The organism is Crystallibacter permensis (assembly GCF_025960875.1).
Lineage (GTDB): Bacteria > Actinomycetota > Actinomycetes > Actinomycetales > Micrococcaceae > Crystallibacter > Crystallibacter permensis.
Genome location: NZ_JAODLR010000002.1, coordinates 338,525 through 354,610, shown reverse-complemented (window position 1 = coordinate 354,610; position 16,086 = coordinate 338,525). Strand labels below are relative to the sequence as shown.

The window sequence follows — 16,086 nt, the reverse complement described above, 5'->3', positions numbered from 1 at the left end:
GACCATGGCATACCAGACTTTGACCCTTGACGAACATTTCCATCCGGACGGCCTACCCAAGCGCATTCTCGCCCTCGACGGCGGGGGCCTGCGCGGGATTCTGAGCCTCGGCATCCTGGAAAAGGTCGAGGACCTGCTCCGGGACCGCCATGGCGGCGGGAAGGATTTCCGGCTGTGCCATTACTTCGACCTGATCGCCGGGACCTCCACCGGGGCGATCATCGCAGCGGCTCTGGCCCAGGGACTGAGCGTCGCAGAGTTGCGGGAAAAGTACTTCAACCTCGGGCACCGCGTGTTTGAGCGGAGCCTGTTCCGCCAGGGTCTGCTGCGCGCCAAGTACAGCGAGGCAGGGCTGACCGACGAGCTGAAACAGTTGTTCGGCGCGGACACCACCTTGTGCGGCTCTGAATTGCTGACCGGACTGCTGGTGGTACTCAAACGTCTGGATACCGGGAGTCCTTGGCCGGTGAGTAACAACCCCGGCGGCAGGTATTTCGCGGCAGGGGAGAACGGCAGGATGGGAAACGGTGATTATCACCTGTGGCAGGTGGTCCGCGCGTCTACTGCGGCGCCGTCGTACTTTGAACCGGAGACCATCACCATAACGGGCGCTTCTGGTCGGGAGTCCATTACCGGCAACTTTGTGGACGGCGGCGTCAGCCCGTACAACAATCCCGCGCTGCAGGCATTCATGTATGCCTCGCTCAAAGGCTACGGGGTGGGCTGGGAGACCGGCGCAGACAAGCTCCTGATCGTCTCAGTCGGCACCGGGGCGTCGGATCCCTCGGTCCGCAAGGCAAGACTGGCCGCAAGCCACGCCATCAGCGCGCTGATGTCCGTGATGCAGGACTGCGCGGTGCTGCAGGAGACGATGCTCCAGTGGATGTCTACCAGTCCCACCGCCAGGGTGCTGGACCGGGAAGTGGGCGAGCTCGACGGCGATCTGCTCGCCGGCACGCCGTTGATGAGCTACCTGCGGTACAACGTGGACCTGCGCCCTGAGAGCATCCGGACCCTGGATGAAGCACTGGCTGCACCGGAGAACGTCCGCTCGCTGAGTGCCATGGACGCTCCGGAAAACATGGAAACGCTGCACCGGCTCGGCAGGCTGGCCGGGGAGCGGGATGTGCGCGACACTGATTTCGGCACCGTCTTTGACTTGCCGCACGCCTGACCGAAAGGGACCGATGTGAGTGAACTCCGCAGCTACCGACGCAGGCCGGACCAGTACGTCGTTGCCGTTCCGCTGCGTCTGGAGACCCAGGGCCTTACCTACCGCAAGTGGGGTGCAGAGCAGCACGGCAAACCCGGGGACTGGCTAGTAGATAACGACGGCGACATCTATACGGTCGATGCCGACGTCTTCACCGCCACCTATCGCCAGATCCGACGGGGGGCCTATGTGAAATCGGCCCCGGTCTGGGCCGAGGTCGCGCGGGAATCGGGCAGCGTGGCCACCAAGGAAGGCCGCACCCATTACAACAGCGGCGACTATCTGGTCTACAACAACGAGGACGGCACTGACGGCTACGCGATGAGCGCGGAGAAGTTCGAATCGCATTACGAGCCGGACGACTGATAGTCCCGGACTGCGTCGCGGTTGGCCGTGCGGTTGGAACTCGTCTACGCGCCTAGATAATATTTGTCTAGCTTTCTAGACAAGAAGAACGTTCGAGCTTAGATTGGATTGTGTGGTCAAACTTCGAGTGCTGCTGAGGGAGCTGAAGAGGTTTGCCAAGGAGGAGGGCCTGAACTTAACGTCCTCACGGCGGACTCGATCGGTAAGCAGTTAGGGAAGTGATCGCATTGAAAGTCACTGCAAAGGCGTTCCGTTCGGGCAGTTGGTGGGCTATCGAAGTGCCGGAAGTTGCGGGCGTATTTAGCCAAGCAAAACGACTCGACCAGGTGGCCGGAATGGCCGCCGATGCTGTTGCGGTAATGAAGGGCCTCGATCCGAAGTCGATCGAAGTTACCGTCATTCCAGATTTGCCTCAGGCCCAGGCGGATGTCGTTGAGGCGTCACGTCAAATGGCCAAGCAGGCAGAAGAGTCACGCTTTGAGGCATTGCTTCTGTCTCGTCGGGCCATCAAAGAGCTCAAAGCATCAGGCCTGACAGTGCGGGACATCGGGTTCATGCTTGGCCTTAGCCCTCAGCGCATTTCTCAGCTCGTTCCCGAAGGATCGAAGCAGCGTCATTCCACGCGAATTAATGCCGCTGGGTAAAGGAGGGCGCGCCGATGCTTTCCGCGGCGACTCCTGTTCGTTCTTGCAGTCAGGGTAGAGGATAGTGTTGTGTTGAAAGTGAAGCATCAAGTGATGCAGAATGTAGGCATGCCGGCACAAGAGATTGAATCGTATTCTGCGGGACGCCTTTCCGTTCCCTTGTCTGCCCGCGACCGGCGTGACCTCGAGATGATACGGCGCTCGCCTGAGCGGCTGGAGGCGCTGTCAGAGAAAATTGACCGCGATGCGAGCGAGGCCAAACTCGTGCATGCTGTGTTCGAGGCGGGGTTGAAGGCGCTGAATGAAGCTGCTGAAGAAAGGGCTTACCGGGAACTGGCACGGGATTCTGAATACCGCCGGGATTCGGAGTCTCGACGCGGGGGCCGGCGCAACTCCCGCATGCCGCTAAATGCTGCGGACGACTGAGCCGAATGCAAGTGCTGCGAGGTCAGGTTTGCGCCGCGACCATTCCTCCGATGGAAGACGAAAAGTACTACGTCATCGTTTCGAATAATCAACGCAACAGAGCTCTGCCAACAGTGCTGGTGGCTCGCATCACGAGTTCCGACAAACCAGAGCTCCGCTCCATTGTTGCCATACCTGAGAACGAGTGCGTTTACGGTCGGATCCTCTGTGACGACATCGTGGAGATGTGGCCCGAGGACGATGTCCGGCAGATTCTGGGTGGATTATCTGTGACCACCATGGCTGCCGTTGACGACGGATTGAAAGCTGCGTTTGGGCTGGACTGATTGTTTTCGGCAGCACGGCCGTCGTGCTTTGCTTGAGCCGACGCGTGTGGCGGTCGATGCCGAACTTGTTAGCTGATCCCCGACCGGCTTCCGGCTCTGAACGTCAGTCGTTGGCGGTAAACTTTTATCCGTGACCCCGGAGTTCTGCTGAACTTCGGGTATTCGTGTTGCGCCCTGCCGGGGAAGAGAAGGATGAAAGACCATGAGCCTGAACGGACTGCGGACTGCCCTCGCTGAAGATAAGTCCTTCGAGCGGGTACGGCTTTACGCGTCCCGGCCGACGGGGGAGCGCAGCGAGGATCTGCAGATCGGCGCGCCTCCCGGGCTGCGTGCGGCGTTGCTGGCGGAGATGGTCGAGGGGCAGGAATCCGGCGTCGTTCTTGCGGTTACCGCTACCGGGCGCGAGGCCGAGGACCTGGCGACGGCGCTGCGCTGCTACCTGCCGGGCGAGTCCATCGAGGAGTTCCCCAGCTGGGAGACGCTCCCGCACGAGCGGCTTTCCCCGCGCTCGGACACGGTGGGCCGGCGTCTGTCCGTACTGCGCCGGCTCAAGTACGACGACGGCGCCAGGCCGCTCCGCGTAGTCATCGCTCCAGTGCGCGCGGTGCTGCAGCCGCTGGTCAAGGGCCTGGGCGAGCTGAAGCCGGTGTCGCTGAAGGTGGGGGACGAGGTCTCCTTCGAGTCCGTGGTCCGGCGGCTGGCTGATGCCGCCTACGCGCGGGTGGACATGGTCACGCACCGGGGCGAGTTCGCTGTGCGCGGCGGCATCCTGGATGTCTTCCCGCCCACCGAGGACCATCCGGTGCGCATCGATTTCTTCGGCGACGAGGTGGACCAGATGCGCTGGTTCGCGGTGGCCGACCAGCGCAGCCTCTCCGGGGAGAACGTCAAACACCCGAACGCGCTGTACGCCCCGCCGTGCCGCGAGCTGCTGATCACCCCGGACGTGATGAGCCGGGCGGCGAGGCTGAAATCCCAGATGCCAGCCGCGGCGGACATGCTGGAAAAGATAGCCGGCGGCATCGCCGTCGAGGGCATGGAGTCGCTGGCCCCGGTGCTGGTGGACGCCATGGTCCCGTTCCTGGGCGAGCTGCCGGAAGGCTCCCTCGCCGTCGTTATTGAGCCGGAAAAGGTGCGCGCCCGCGCCCACGATCTCGAAGCGACCAACGCGGAGTTCCTCGCCGCGGCGTGGGCCACGGCGTCCGACGGCGGCGACGCCCCGCTGGACCTGGCGCTGCAGGGGGACCTGGACGAGGCGAGCTTCCGCTCCCTGGCCGACACCCGCACCACCGCGCTGGACCGCAAGGTCTCCTGGTGGTCCATCACCTCCTTCAACCCGGACGATGAAACCGTGCTGGACGTGGACACGCTGACCGTCAGCGCGCGCGAACCCCGCGGCTACCAGGGCGACGTGGCCGAAATGATGGAGTTCATCGGCTCCCGCGTCCGCGACCAGTGGCGCGTCGTGGTCGCCACTGAAGGCCCCGGCCCCGCGCAGCGCCTGGCCGAGCTCTTCCACGACAATGACATCCCCGCCACCCGCGTCGACTCCCTCGAGGACCAGCCGCAGCCGGGCATCATCGAAATTACGACGGCGAGTGCGGGCAAGGGGTTCGTCTTCGACGGACTGAAGCTCGGGCTGCTCACCGAAGCGGACCTGCTGGGCCGGACCTCGGCTGCCGGCACCCGCGACATGCGCAAGATGCCCTCGAAGCGCCGCAACGCCGTCGATCCTTTGCAGCTGACCGCGGGCGACTTCGTGGTGCACGAGCAGCACGGCGTGGGCAAGTTCATCGAGTTGCTGCAGCGCTCTTCCGGAGCCGGACCCACCAAGACCATGCGCGAATACCTGGTGCTGGAGTACGCGCCGTCCAAGCGCGGGGCGCCGGGGGACCGGCTGTTTGTGCCCACGGACCAGCTGGACCAGGTCACCCGCTATGTCGGCGGCGAGGCGCCCGCGTTGTCCAAGATGGGCGGCTCGGACTGGGCGAATACCAAGAACAAGGCGCGCAAGGCGGTCAAGGAGATTGCCGGCGAGCTCATCCGGCTTTACTCGGCGCGGATGGCCTCGCGCGGACACGCCTTCGCCCCGGACACCCCTTGGCAGCGCGAGCTGGAGGAGGCATTCCCCTACATCGAGACGCCGGACCAGCTGACCACCATCAACGAGGTCAAGCAGGACATGGAGCGCGAGATCCCCATGGACCGCCTGGTCTCCGGCGACGTGGGCTACGGCAAGACCGAGATCGCCGTCCGCGCCGCGTTCAAGGCGGTGCAGGACGGCAAGCAGGTGGCGCTGCTGGTGCCCACCACCCTGCTCTCGCAGCAGCACTACGAGACATTCTCCGAGCGGTTCAGCGGTTTCCCCATCCGGGTCAAGGCGCTCTCCCGCTTCCAGACCGCCAAGGAATCCAAGGAGACCATCGAGGGCGTGAAGAACGGCACGGTGGACGTGGTCATCGGCACGCATCGGCTGCTGTCCAAGGAAGTGGACTTCAAGGATCTGGGCCTGGTCGTCGTGGATGAGGAGCAGCGCTTCGGCGTAGAGCACAAGGAGGCGCTGAAAAAGATGCGCACCAATGTGGACGTCCTGGCCATGAGTGCGACGCCGATTCCGCGGACCTTGGAGATGTCGCTGACCGGGATCCGCGAGACCTCCACCTTGGCCACGCCCCCTGAAGAGCGGCATCCGGTGCTGACCTACGTCGGCGGGTACACGGACAAGCAGGCCTCGGCGGCCATCCGGCGAGAGCTGATGCGCGAGGGCCAGGTGTTCTTCGTGCACAACCGCGTCTCCTCCATTGACGCCACCGCCGCGCACATCCGCGAACTCGTGCCGGAAGCCCGGGTGGAAGTGGCGCACGGGCGGATGAGCGAATCCAAGCTCGAGCAGATCATCGTGGACTTCTGGGAGAAGCGCTTCGACGTACTGGTCTGCACCACCATCATCGAAACCGGCTTGGACATCTCCAACGCCAACACGCTGATTGTGGACCGTGCGGACAACTACGGACTGTCCCAGCTGCACCAGCTGCGCGGCCGCGTGGGCCGTGGCCGCGAGCGGGCGTACGCGTACTTCCTCTACCCGGCGGAGAAGCCGCTGGGCGAAGTGGCGCTGGAGCGGCTCAAGGCCGTGGCGTCCCACAACGAGCTTGGCGCCGGCATGCAGCTGGCCCTGAAGGACCTCGAGATCCGCGGCGCCGGCAACCTGCTCGGCGGCGAGCAGTCCGGCCACATCCAGGGCGTCGGGTTCGACCTGTACATCCGGCTGGTCGGCGAGGCCGTGGCGGACTACCGCGGCGAGGCCGAAGAGAAGGCCGCCGAGATGAAGATCGAGCTGCCCGTCAACGCGCACCTCCCGCACGACTACGTCCCGGGAGAGCGGCTGCGGCTGGAGGCCTACCGCAAGCTGGCCTCCGCGACGACTCTTGAGGGTATCGACGAGGTTGTGGAGGAGCTGACGGACCGTTATGGCGAACCGCCCCTGCCCGTGCAGAACCTCATTGCCGTGGCACGCTTTCGGGTTGGTGCCCGCGAGGTTGGTCTGACTGATGTGGCGCTGCAAGGCAACTTCATCAAGTTCGCCCCCGCATCCCTGCCCGAGTCCAAGACCATGCGCCTGAACCGCATGTACCCCGGCTCCCAGGTCAAACCCAACCTCGACTTCATCCTCATCCCCAAGCCCAAAACCTCCCGCATCGGCGGCCGCGACCTCTCCGACCAAGCCGTCCTCGAATGGGCCCAAGGCGTCATCGACGCGGTGTTTAAGGGCTGAAAGCCAGTTCTGAAAAAGTAACCATCCGACGTCGTACTCCTGCAGATGAGGGGACGCCGTCACATCCGAGCGGCAGTCGCAGCGCATTGGATAGGATCCAGCAATGAGACTTCTGTATGTGGCTGAAAGCGTGCCCAACCGGGACCCTGTCCGGGGAGACGGCAGTTCAATGATCCCTTACGAGGTCATCCGTAACTTGCCCTCGGACGTGGCGGTCACCCTCCTCACGTACTCCGGCTCTGTAGAGTTGCCGGACGAGGTGCGCTCCCGCTGCGAAGCCGTTCATGTACTAACTCCGCGGGCACAACGGGCCGCCATCCTTCACTCTTTGGCCAGCCGGTTTGATGTGGGTGCATGTGAACGTGCCACCCTGGAAGCGGTCAGTACCGCCACGAGGCTGTCTCGACAGTGCGATGCCACGCTGATGCATGGTCCGCACGTTTTGTTCCTGGCGAATCACTTGTATGGACCGATGGCCCTGCAGACGGTCGATCCTTGGTCGAAGAGGTTGCGGATGGACAGCGGGATGGTGGGCGGTTGGCGGTCCTACTACCGGAGGTTTAAGAGCGTGGCCGTGTTGCAGACCGAACGCCGCTTACCGGAACGGGCACGTCTTCTCACGGTTGGCGCTCAGGACGCCGCTGAATGGACGGAGGCACTGAACCGCCCGGTCCGGAGCATTCCCAACGGCGTCGAACACACCGCACATACCGGCAGGAAGGGGAATAGCCGCACAGTCTGCTTCGTCGGCAGCCTCAACTACGGGCCTAACATCGACAGCGTCCAGGTGCTCATCGGCAAAATTGCACCCAGAGTATGGCAGCGCGTACCAGAGGCCAAGTTCGTGATCGCCGGTCGGCAGCCGACACCGGAAGTGCTGTCACTCGCTACCGAGAGAGTCCAGATCCTTGCGAATGTTCCATCTGTCACTGACATATTCCACTCGGCTGACGTTGCGGTGTTCCCAGATGAGCATGGAGTAGGCATCAGAAATTCCGTCCGGGAGGCGTTGGCCGCAGGCCTTCCTGTTGTGGCGAGCCCGGTAGCCGCGCGTGAACAAGACGCTCACCCTCTGTTGACTGTAGAAGAAGACCAGCAAGCGCTTGTCGACCATATTGTTCATCGCCTGACTAATGACCGAATGCCTACGGCCGATGGCCTTAGCGAAGCCGCGACCAGGACATGGCAAACGGTAGCGCAGGAGTACCTCGAAGAGTTAGACAATGCCCTTCGGGCCTGATCCGTCTGCCGCTACTTGCCGGATTTGCATAGTCTCAGGACATCATGGCTCAACGGCGGAGAAATAACTGCAGGACTTCGTCATGCAGCGGGCGGAACGCGAACCTGATGAGCAAATAGACGCCTGCAACGCCAGCCGTAATGAGAGCGGTTAGCGCTGCTAGTTCACTCTCGATAGGAACGAGTCCGGCCAAGCCCACGACAGCGACCACCACACCGCAGGAGAGCCCCGGGACCACCGCGCGCAGCAGTTGAGACGGTCGAAGGTCCAGGACCTTAGCCGCCACGATCTGCATTCCCAGTGCAAACACCAAAGCGACGCAGAACTGGGCACAGGCAACGCCCACGATGCCCCATTGGGTGGCGTAAAGCAGAACCGGAACCAAAATTAGCAGCCGAATGAGCGAGATCTTTATCGAGATCCCAGGCCGGCCTAGGGCCTTGTACACATCGTTGGCGCCGACTCCCAGCGACCGCGCCGCCGCGTAGAGCGCCAGAAATACGAGCGGCAGCACCGCATCCATCCATCGCCCGCCGAAGAGAACCGGGACAAGGACCGGGGCCACTACTGCAAGCCCCACGCCGGCACTGACGCCAAAAACGGCCTGGATCTGAACGCTCTTGAGATAGCCGCTCCGAAGCCTGTCCGGATCGTTCCGAGCACGAGAATACAGTGGAAATGTCACTGTGGAGAGAACAAAGAACACGTTGAGGATGACGAACTCCGGCAAGCGGAATGCCAAAGTGTAATAGCCTAATGCCTGCGCGCCAAGCATTCCGCCGATGATAAGGTAATCGATGTCGAAAATGAGCTTGGCCAACAGGGTGCTTCCTGCTGCTGGGATGCCAAAATGAAGATTCGCCTTCAGGTCCTGCCTGCGCACCCGCCAGATCTGCATGGGCACTCGGTCCGGTAACAGGATCCAGCATGCGATTGCGTATAAGAGCGAACCCGCCACTGTTCCTATGGCGAGGGACCACGCTCCATAACCGGCAAATGCAAATCCAACCGTGACCGCACCGGTGCCCGTCGCCCGGATAACCGTTGCTACGGTTATCCGCTGAAAATCCAATTCCCGGCGTAGCAAGGCATCCGGGACCGCGGATAGTGACGTTGCCAGTAGGGACACGGCAAGGACTTGTACGAGCGGTCCCACTTCGGGACTCTTAAAGTAGCCGGCGATGGCCGGCGCTGAGGCAAACGCAATGCCTGACAACAGGCCACCGACCACGACGGATATGAACAGCGCCGCCCGCGCTGCTTCCTTTGTTCGCGGCAAATAGACCAGAGCCTGGGCAACGCCGGCGTCCGCAAGGGTTTCCGCGTAGGCGATAAGGACCAGCGCCAGCGCCACCAGCCCATACTCCTCTGGCGACAGCAGCCGTGCGAGAACGATGGTCGTGGCCAAAACAATGGCTTTGGCGACACCTTGCGCCAGCCCCTGCCACATCGCGCCCTTCGCTCCGGCGCGCGCCAGGGCTCCGGGCCTCTCCAGGCTCTCTTCGGCAGCGTCTTTGCCTCTCAAGGCAGCCCGCGTTCCACCGCATGCCGCCACAGCCAGTAGTCCCTATCGTTGACAACGGCGTCCCGCACCTGTGCTTCGGACTGTCCCCGGGACTGCGGGCCATCCAGACGATACGCCAACGTCGCAGCAGAACGGGCCCAGGTGGCGATCACCAGAGCTGGCAAGAGGTCCGGATCCACTTCTCTCCGCCGCAATTCGTTCCGCACCGGCGCAAGAGCCCACCCCGATGGCCCGAATGCTGCGTCAAACGCTTCAACCTGTTGCTCGCGCGCAAAGGCCTTAACGGCGGACTCACCCACGTACTGAAGGTAGAACACCAGGTCATGTCCAGGCAGTCCGTCGATTGACGATCTCTCCCAATCGACTACCTGAAGCGAACCGTCGGATTGAATGAAGATATTTGGATGGCTCAAGTCAGCATGCTCGAAGACCGCTGGCAGTTGGACAGAACGAAGCGGCGAGAGCAATTGGTGGGTACGCTCAACCAATGACGCTACCTCGGGCTCTGAGGGCACGAGGTTGGCGAGCGCTTGCAGGGGCTGGGCGACAGTCCGCCCATACCAGTCCGTGTTAGCTGATGCCGGTCGAGTTGTGGGCAGCAGGGCGACGAACTCATTCCCAGCGCGTTGGGCATCGGCAACGTCTGTCGCTACCCTATCCGGATCAAGTTGCAGCCCATGGACAGCAGTTTCGACAAGGACCGTGTGGTCGCCGACGTCGACGGCGGCGACTACTTCTGGGATGCCGGCAACGTTGCCGCTATGCAGCGATTGGAGCGTCCGCAGCATATCCGCTTCCCGCTGCACCCCTTTATTGTCGCCGGGTTGCCGCGGTACCTTCACCACCAGACGTGCGCGCAGTTCACCAGCCGGATAAATAAGGGCAACGACGTGACGCGAAGTGACGAACTGGGGAGTGAGCAGGACACTCGTCCAGTCTCGCCCTATCCCGTGGCGGTCCAAGCCGAATTCCTGGTAGCGCTCGTGAAGAACATGATCGATGAGGTTCAATTCAGATCCCCACGACAAGGACGTCGTCCTATAACCGTTCCTTCCGGAACTGCTGCGGCGAACAGCCCCAGTGCCAGCGCCGTTCGGCCAATCAGTTCTTTCGCCTTTCCCATGCGGACCTGCTGGTGCCGCGAGAGGGCGTCCCGCACCGCCATGGCTGAGGCGACAGGTACTATCCGCGAGGGGAATTCCAGCCCCGGTGCATGCCAGTGCACGCCAACGTCCTGCAGCCCGGCCCGGACAAAGGTGCGTTCCCACCCCAGCAAAGTGCGGGACCCGGATGTGCGGAGCAACGAACTGCGGACTTCCGCACACATCCAGCCGCCCGGCTTCATGGCCGCCACTGCCGATTCGAAGGTGCGTCGGTCTGGGGAATGCAACAGTATGACGTCGAACTCGTTCTCATATGTCTGGCTTCCGTCAACGGGTACAAAGTCCGCGTCCGGATCGAGCAGACGCAACGCGGCAACTGTTTCGGCGTCGACGGCTCCTGCATATCCGACCCTCCCAGGCTCCAGCACCGGGAGCAGGAAACGGAAATCGAGCCGCCGCCACAGGTGTAGGGTGAGCGCATCGGCGTCTGCTGTATCCAGCCCTGGGTGCGCCGCAGAAGCGGCCTTCGTCTGGTCCCAAATGGTCATAGCAGCAGCTCCGTCACGCCCGCTTGCTGCTCCGCCACATTCGCGCCCCGCTCCGTCAGTGCCTTTTTCGAAGCCGAGGGGGAGTGATCGCCAATGAAGCAGCGCCAGGCAATGTCGGTGGCGAGCCGGCGAACCTGCTCCTGGGGGGCGCTAGCATCGAGCACTTTGGAACCCGGGAGTTGCTCCGCTAATTCCAAATAGGCCTTCCGCCAGGTTTCGAGCACGTCGACCGAATGCTCGCCCTTGCGCGCAAACATGACCTCTCCTGGAGCATCGAGCACCAGGAGGACCTCGGGCACCGGCGCTAAGGCGAATGCAAGATTTCTCGTCAGTCTGCCACCGACGGTGTTGTCGATGGACCCCGGTAACAACGCATCATAGGCGACCCTGTCCAGCAGAACCAGCCGACCGCGAAGGAACTGGTATCTGGCCATAACCCCGCCGCGAAGCAGGCGCAGTACCTTCTGGCCGGTCCGCCCGCCTGGCACGCGATGCAGCCAATTGTCCCAAGGGCCAGCGGCCCACATTCCCATGTAGACGTACTTGGCCGGAACGGGAAAGCCGACGCCGACGCCCTGCAGCAGGCTGGTTTTTCCTGCGCCGTCCGGTCCCATCACGGCCATCATCATGCCCTTGGCGCACCGGTCTTTCAAGACCGGACTAACCAGCCTCAGGACTTTGTTTGTTCCCCGACGCAGACGGGCACGTGCAGGTGCTTTGCGAGTCCAGTGGTCCCGCAGGCGGGCTGCGTATTCGGGGAGATCGGACGGATTCCCGGCCCGGACCCAATCGACCAGCCAGGCAGCAGTGCGCGGCCCCGCCACTTCCTCAAGGAACATCGCAACCGGATTTTTCACCGTCGCCACCGCGGCTGCAAACAAAGCGGCTTCGGCCCTTCCGCAAGGAATCTCATCCTTGTCCAGCAGCAGATGGAGCAACTCCAGCCAAGCCTGATCATTTTCGTCGGGAAGCCACAGGGACCCCTGCCGCGCACGCCTGCGAAGGCAGGAAGCCGCCAGGGGAGTCGGCCATTGCTGGGCGCGGCCGAACGCGACTTGTGAGACGACGTCGATCTTAACCCACGCGTCTTGCCCGGGATCGAAACTGAAATAGAAACGATGGCTTCCATGGCCCGGAGCGACTACCCGGTGCACGCCAGCCTCGCGAAGCAACCCATCCAGTCTCGGCAGCATGTCCTCGGACACGAGGATATCGACGTCGCCCTGAGGCTGAGCCAAGTCATCTTGGCCCCGCAGCAGCAACCACGGAAAACCTGATCGGTCGAGCGCTTCGAAGACCTTGGCCAGCGCCGGGTGAAGCGGGGCCGCCTTTGCAGTGCCCTCCACGTGGTCTCCTTCCTGGCCTGACATCGAATCAAATGTCCCCGTCATCGTTGAGAATCCTTTCCTGCAGATCTTCGATGCGCTTCGCAGGCACCCCCGCATACAAGCCGTCCGGCTGGCAATCTTTGTTGACCACAGCGCCTGCTGCAATGACGCAGCCGGGACCTATGTTGACCCCCGGTAGGATTAGGGCGCGCGCCCCGATCCACGTTCCGGAACCGATCGTCACGGGCTTTTCCACCGATACTCCGGAACCGGCCCGGCACGATGATGGACCTACCTCATGGGTTGAAGTGATAATCATTGCGTCATGTCCGATGGCGACTTTTTCGCCAATCCGGATTGCTGCCGATCCGCCAAGCAGCACCCCATGGTTGAGGTAGGAGCCGCGGCCCACGCTGACATTCTGGTTGCTGATCCTGACACCCGATTCCATGCTCACTCCGGTGACATCCAAGCCCGATGCCACGAGCAGGCGCCACCGAGCGAACTTGGGCACGACCGGCAGCAAACAGAGGCTGTACCACCAATACGCGATGGGCGAGATGGGTGTGCCCTCCGCAGATGACTTAAGACTGATTTCACGGAGCGTAGGCATATTGAACTACCCAATCTATTTCTATGTGCCCGGAAGCACTCGTATTTGCCGCATCCTTCGCCGCATCCCTGGTCTCCGCCTGTAACGTCCACCGAAGATCCGTGTCGGGAACGCCCGAAGGCACACCCGTTTCGCCGATCAGTTGGTCATCCCAAAACCACCTGACTTTGCCCGGAGTCCATTCCGTGGTTGCCACATGCCAGCCCGTGGCAGCATCGGATGCGTAGACCTTTTGCGGCGGGTCAAACCGCATCCCGCTTTTGCCCAGCGAGCCCTTTACAGCGGAACTTGCATAGAGGGGCCGATCGAGTGTTCCTTCGGGGAAATCGATCTCGCCTTCGTTCCATTCGTCACTCACCGGCCACAGCATGAAGGCAATTTTGTAGTCGGGAAGGCTGTCAGCCCGGAACCGGATCGAATACCGGCCATAGGTCTGTCCTGCATACCCGAAGGGAATCACCGATGCCACGTGAGGAGTCCCGTCCTGTACATGAAGGAAGTAGTCCAGTTTGCCGTTGGCGACCGAGAGGACCGAATCCGGCGAGTAGGTGCCAATTCCCGACGTATCCGAGAACCCGGCATAGCCCCTCATCTCAGGCCCGTAAACAGCCCCAACCTTGCCCTTTGCCGCGGGAGTCGAGAAATCCTGGGTGTGGGTCTGCTTCCAGCCCGGAAGGTCCCCGACCGGCATGCGGCCGAAACTCTCATTGGCCCAGGCGAGCCCCAGACTGACAACGAGGATGGCTCCGCCCATCCAGACTAGCTTGGCTTTGGGCCCACTCTTTTTGATGCTTGGCATTTATTGCATGCCCCCGAGCCGGTAGATGCGGACGGCGCCGTTGTCGAACACCTTGTCGGCGTCGGCGCTGAGGAACATCTCCTGCTCAAGCTTCGGTAGCGTCTCCGCTTCGAACAGCTTGTGCGCATCCGCGTGCCTATACTGCCTGTCGGAGAAGACAAGATAGATGTTCTCGGCAGACCGGATGCCCTTGGCATGGTTTTCGACGTCTTGGGCTGTCACGCGGCCAGGGTGGGCGGCAAGGAATTCCGTCAAGGAGGTAATCGTCCCTCCCTCGAGGTAGTGCGGGTAGTTTGGCCCGATCAGAAGGGGGAAGAAGTAGTTCGTCTCGAAGACAAGGTCGTTCTGCCGCACCTGCTGATCCAGCCATTTACCAGCCACCACGTCTTCTCGGGATACCCGGTAGTCCGCCTCGGGCCGGAAATATACCGTAGTAAAAAGCGTAGTCATGATTGCCAAGCAAGCGGTCAGCTTTACTGCAGTCTTACGGGTTCGTACGCTTGCCGACCAGAAAAGCCAGGCAACACCTATCGCCAGCCAGGGCAGTGCAAACAGGTAGACCCGAAAACGCGCTTCCCCGCCGTAGGACTGCCCCAGCAACCCGAAAGCTGGGGCGACCGCGAGCCACGCCACCATCAAAGTCGTTCGGACTTCCCCTCGGAGCAGCCGCCGGACATAGCCTGCCACGCCCAGTAATCCCGTTAGGATCGACAACACGATGGCGCCGTGAGCTGCGAGTCGGCCTGCATTGGTCAAGGGTTCGGCCCGTGGCGTGTTGCTGGCATTAGAGAACACATCGAACCCGGAGAAGAGTCCGTAGTTCTTTTCGACGTATTCGAAATTGGGCACCAGATACGCGATGGCCATAAGGAGCAACACGGGTCCTAGCCAGCGCGGCCGGAAGTAGCCCGCTATAAATAGGGGAAAGAGGCCAAGGATCGCTAGGTAGGGGGTCAATTGGTGTCCGACGACGATAACCGCTTGAAGGACGATCATCGCGGTGATAGCAGCCGTTCCTAGCCTGCGGTTGGAAGCCGTCGCGGCGTCTGCTTTCGGCAGCGCACGGTGCCGCCGGAGCAAACGGCGCTCAACCGCCCCAACCCACCGGATGGGATTTCCGCGAAGGAAGGTGAGCGCAATGAGGCACATCGTCAGGTAAAGGGTGAACGAAAATGCCTGAGGGGAGTAGTAATTCTGGTTGACCCAGTTAGTCACCACGAAAACGAGAGCTGAGGTCCAATAGACCCGCGGGTTTTTTGACAGGGTCCGCGCAATGGCGAGAACGAGCGTGACGTCTACCAGCGCGAAGCCAATTTCGGCCCAGGATGCGTAGCTGACGGCATCGGAATAGCCGCTCATTTCGCCCAGAAAGGCGCTGGTGGCGAAGAAACCGGGCCACCTGTTGTAGATGTCGATCGAGGGATCCACTTGACCAGCCGCACTGATGAAGTCGGTCACTGCAATATGCTTATAAACCCAAGGCAGGCGGGGAACCTCCGCCAGTAGGCTGGCGGTGGCATAAAGCATGACCGTCAGACCGGTAATCGCTGTAGCCAGGAACCAGCGGCCGCTGATACGTGGTTTAGCAATTCCCCAGACGCACAGACCCAAATTGAGCGCGACGGCCAGGTACCAGACCACCGGCAGCTCGGTCAGCAGTCCCAAATCGCCCAGCAGCTGCGCATCGGCCATCGGGAGGGCAATGGCCCACAGCAGTACAGCCGCAGCCAGGAAGAACCAGGGAAGGTAGCTCTTGAAGCCCTTTGTTTGGGACAGTGTGGCAACGGCGGCTTGTTTCCTACGCTTGGGATCTGCCGGCTTGAGCACGAGGAGCGCGCAAGACGCGATTAATACCGACACCGCCACGGAGCGCGGATGCCAGATTTCCGCCCATCCCATGAGGACCGCCAGGAGCGACGACGTCACCGCGCTGGCCACCGCGGTGCAGACCAACCGCCCTGCCGGATCGGGGATCGGAAATCGCCGGACGATCGCCCATCCGGGCAGTACCATCCAAACGATGAATCTGAAGGCTCCCGAGACAGGGTCGCTGGCATCCAGTGCGATCAGGGCGGCGGCCAACAATCCACAAGCTGCCAAAACGAGTTCCCACGACATCCGGCGCGAAGATATGGCCGGCCTGTGGGAACGGAATTGGTCTTGCTCTGACAGGGTCATGT

General features: G+C 62.1%; 14 protein-coding genes. 7 read left to right on the top strand and 7 right to left on the bottom strand.

Annotated features, from left to right (window positions below; genetic code table 11):
- Positions 1–4: 4 nt before the first annotated feature.
- The 7 genes from B0G38_RS03990 (at position 5) to B0G38_RS03960 (ending at position 7,990) form a co-directional block, all read left to right on the top strand.
- Complete coding sequence (locus tag B0G38_RS03990; protein ID WP_264668247.1) at positions 5–1,174, top strand: patatin-like phospholipase family protein; 1,170 nt, start codon at positions 5–7, stop codon at positions 1,172–1,174.
- A gap of 15 nt (positions 1,175–1,189) precedes the next feature.
- Positions 1,190–1,579, top strand: a complete 390-nt coding sequence (locus B0G38_RS03985) for a hypothetical protein (protein ID WP_264668246.1) — start codon at positions 1,190–1,192, stop codon at positions 1,577–1,579.
- Between the two features lie 218 nt (positions 1,580–1,797).
- On the top strand, positions 1,798–2,223 hold the full coding sequence (locus tag B0G38_RS03980; RefSeq protein ID WP_264668245.1) for a hypothetical protein: 426 nt from the start codon (positions 1,798–1,800) through the stop codon (positions 2,221–2,223).
- Between the two features lie 69 nt (positions 2,224–2,292).
- Positions 2,293–2,649 carry a hypothetical protein gene (locus tag B0G38_RS03975; RefSeq protein ID WP_264668244.1) on the top strand — a complete coding sequence of 119 codons (357 nt, stop codon included), beginning with the start codon at positions 2,293–2,295 and terminating at the stop codon, positions 2,647–2,649.
- A gap of 5 nt (positions 2,650–2,654) precedes the next feature.
- Complete coding sequence (locus B0G38_RS03970; RefSeq protein WP_413542021.1) at positions 2,655–2,975, top strand: type II toxin-antitoxin system PemK/MazF family toxin; 321 nt, start codon at positions 2,655–2,657, stop codon at positions 2,973–2,975.
- A gap of 202 nt (positions 2,976–3,177) precedes the next feature.
- Positions 3,178–6,750, top strand: a complete 3,573-nt coding sequence (gene mfd / locus B0G38_RS03965; RefSeq protein ID WP_264668242.1) for a transcription-repair coupling factor — start codon at positions 3,178–3,180, stop codon at positions 6,748–6,750.
- A 103-nt stretch (positions 6,751–6,853) separates the two neighbouring features.
- A complete protein-coding gene (locus tag B0G38_RS03960) occupies positions 6,854–7,990 on the top strand; it encodes a glycosyltransferase (RefSeq protein WP_264668241.1) in 1,137 nt (378 codons plus the stop codon).
- Positions 7,991–8,039: 49 nt separating this feature from the next.
- Here the strand turns inward: B0G38_RS03960 and B0G38_RS03955 are convergent, their stop codons facing one another.
- The 7 genes from B0G38_RS03955 to B0G38_RS03925 form a co-directional block, all read right to left on the bottom strand.
- Positions 8,040–9,440, bottom strand: a complete 1,401-nt coding sequence (locus tag B0G38_RS03955) for a lipopolysaccharide biosynthesis protein (protein ID WP_264668240.1) — start codon at positions 9,438–9,440, stop codon at positions 8,040–8,042.
- Positions 9,441–9,511: 71 nt separating this feature from the next.
- Complete coding sequence (locus B0G38_RS03950) at positions 9,512–10,525, bottom strand: aminoglycoside phosphotransferase family protein (protein WP_264668239.1); 1,014 nt, start codon at positions 10,523–10,525, stop codon at positions 9,512–9,514.
- Positions 10,522–11,166: a hypothetical protein gene (locus B0G38_RS03945; RefSeq protein WP_264668238.1), complete on the bottom strand. Its 645-nt coding sequence runs from the start codon at positions 11,164–11,166 to the stop codon at positions 10,522–10,524. The genes B0G38_RS03950 and B0G38_RS03945 overlap by 4 nt, the downstream gene beginning before the upstream one ends.
- The gene (locus B0G38_RS03940) at positions 11,163–12,512 is read right to left on the bottom strand and encodes a hypothetical protein (protein ID WP_264668237.1); all 1,350 of its coding nucleotides are present in this window, start codon (positions 12,510–12,512) and stop codon (positions 11,163–11,165) included. The genes B0G38_RS03945 and B0G38_RS03940 overlap by 4 nt, the downstream gene beginning before the upstream one ends.
- Positions 12,513–12,540: 28 nt before the next feature.
- Positions 12,541–12,945 carry an acyltransferase gene (locus B0G38_RS23210; RefSeq protein ID WP_319801222.1) on the bottom strand — a complete coding sequence of 135 codons (405 nt, stop codon included), beginning with the start codon at positions 12,943–12,945 and terminating at the stop codon, positions 12,541–12,543.
- 145 nt (positions 12,946–13,090) lie between these two features.
- The gene (locus B0G38_RS03930; protein ID WP_264668236.1) at positions 13,091–13,906 is read right to left on the bottom strand and encodes a glycoside hydrolase family 16 protein; all 816 of its coding nucleotides are present in this window, start codon (positions 13,904–13,906) and stop codon (positions 13,091–13,093) included.
- On the bottom strand, positions 13,907–16,084 hold the full coding sequence (locus B0G38_RS03925) for a hypothetical protein (protein WP_264668235.1): 2,178 nt from the start codon (positions 16,082–16,084) through the stop codon (positions 13,907–13,909). It lies immediately after the preceding gene.
- Positions 16,085–16,086: the final 2 nt, after the last annotated feature.

Excerpts from the sequence above, each read along its gene's own strand:
- B0G38_RS03990 (WP_264668247.1), top strand. The coding sequence starts at position 5 with ATGGCATACCAGACTTTGACCCTTGACGAACATTTCCATCCGGACGGC.
- B0G38_RS03970 (WP_413542021.1), top strand. The coding sequence starts at position 2,655 with ATGCAAGTGCTGCGAGGTCAGGTTTGCGCCGCGACCATTCCTCCGATG.
- mfd (WP_264668242.1), top strand. The coding sequence starts at position 3,178 with ATGAGCCTGAACGGACTGCGGACTGCCCTCGCTGAAGATAAGTCCTTC.
- B0G38_RS03960 (WP_264668241.1), top strand. The coding sequence starts at position 6,854 with ATGAGACTTCTGTATGTGGCTGAAAGCGTGCCCAACCGGGACCCTGTC.
- B0G38_RS03955 (WP_264668240.1), bottom strand. The coding sequence starts at position 9,440 with ATGTGGCAGGGGCTGGCGCAAGGTGTCGCCAAAGCCATTGTTTTGGCC.
- B0G38_RS03945 (WP_264668238.1), bottom strand. The coding sequence starts at position 11,166 with ATGACCATTTGGGACCAGACGAAGGCCGCTTCTGCGGCGCACCCAGGG.
- B0G38_RS23210 (WP_319801222.1), bottom strand. The coding sequence starts at position 12,945 with ATGGAATCGGGTGTCAGGATCAGCAACCAGAATGTCAGCGTGGGCCGC.
- B0G38_RS03930 (WP_264668236.1), bottom strand. The coding sequence starts at position 13,906 with ATGCCAAGCATCAAAAAGAGTGGGCCCAAAGCCAAGCTAGTCTGGATG.
- B0G38_RS03925 (WP_264668235.1), bottom strand. The coding sequence starts at position 16,084 with ATGACCCTGTCAGAGCAAGACCAATTCCGTTCCCACAGGCCGGCCATA.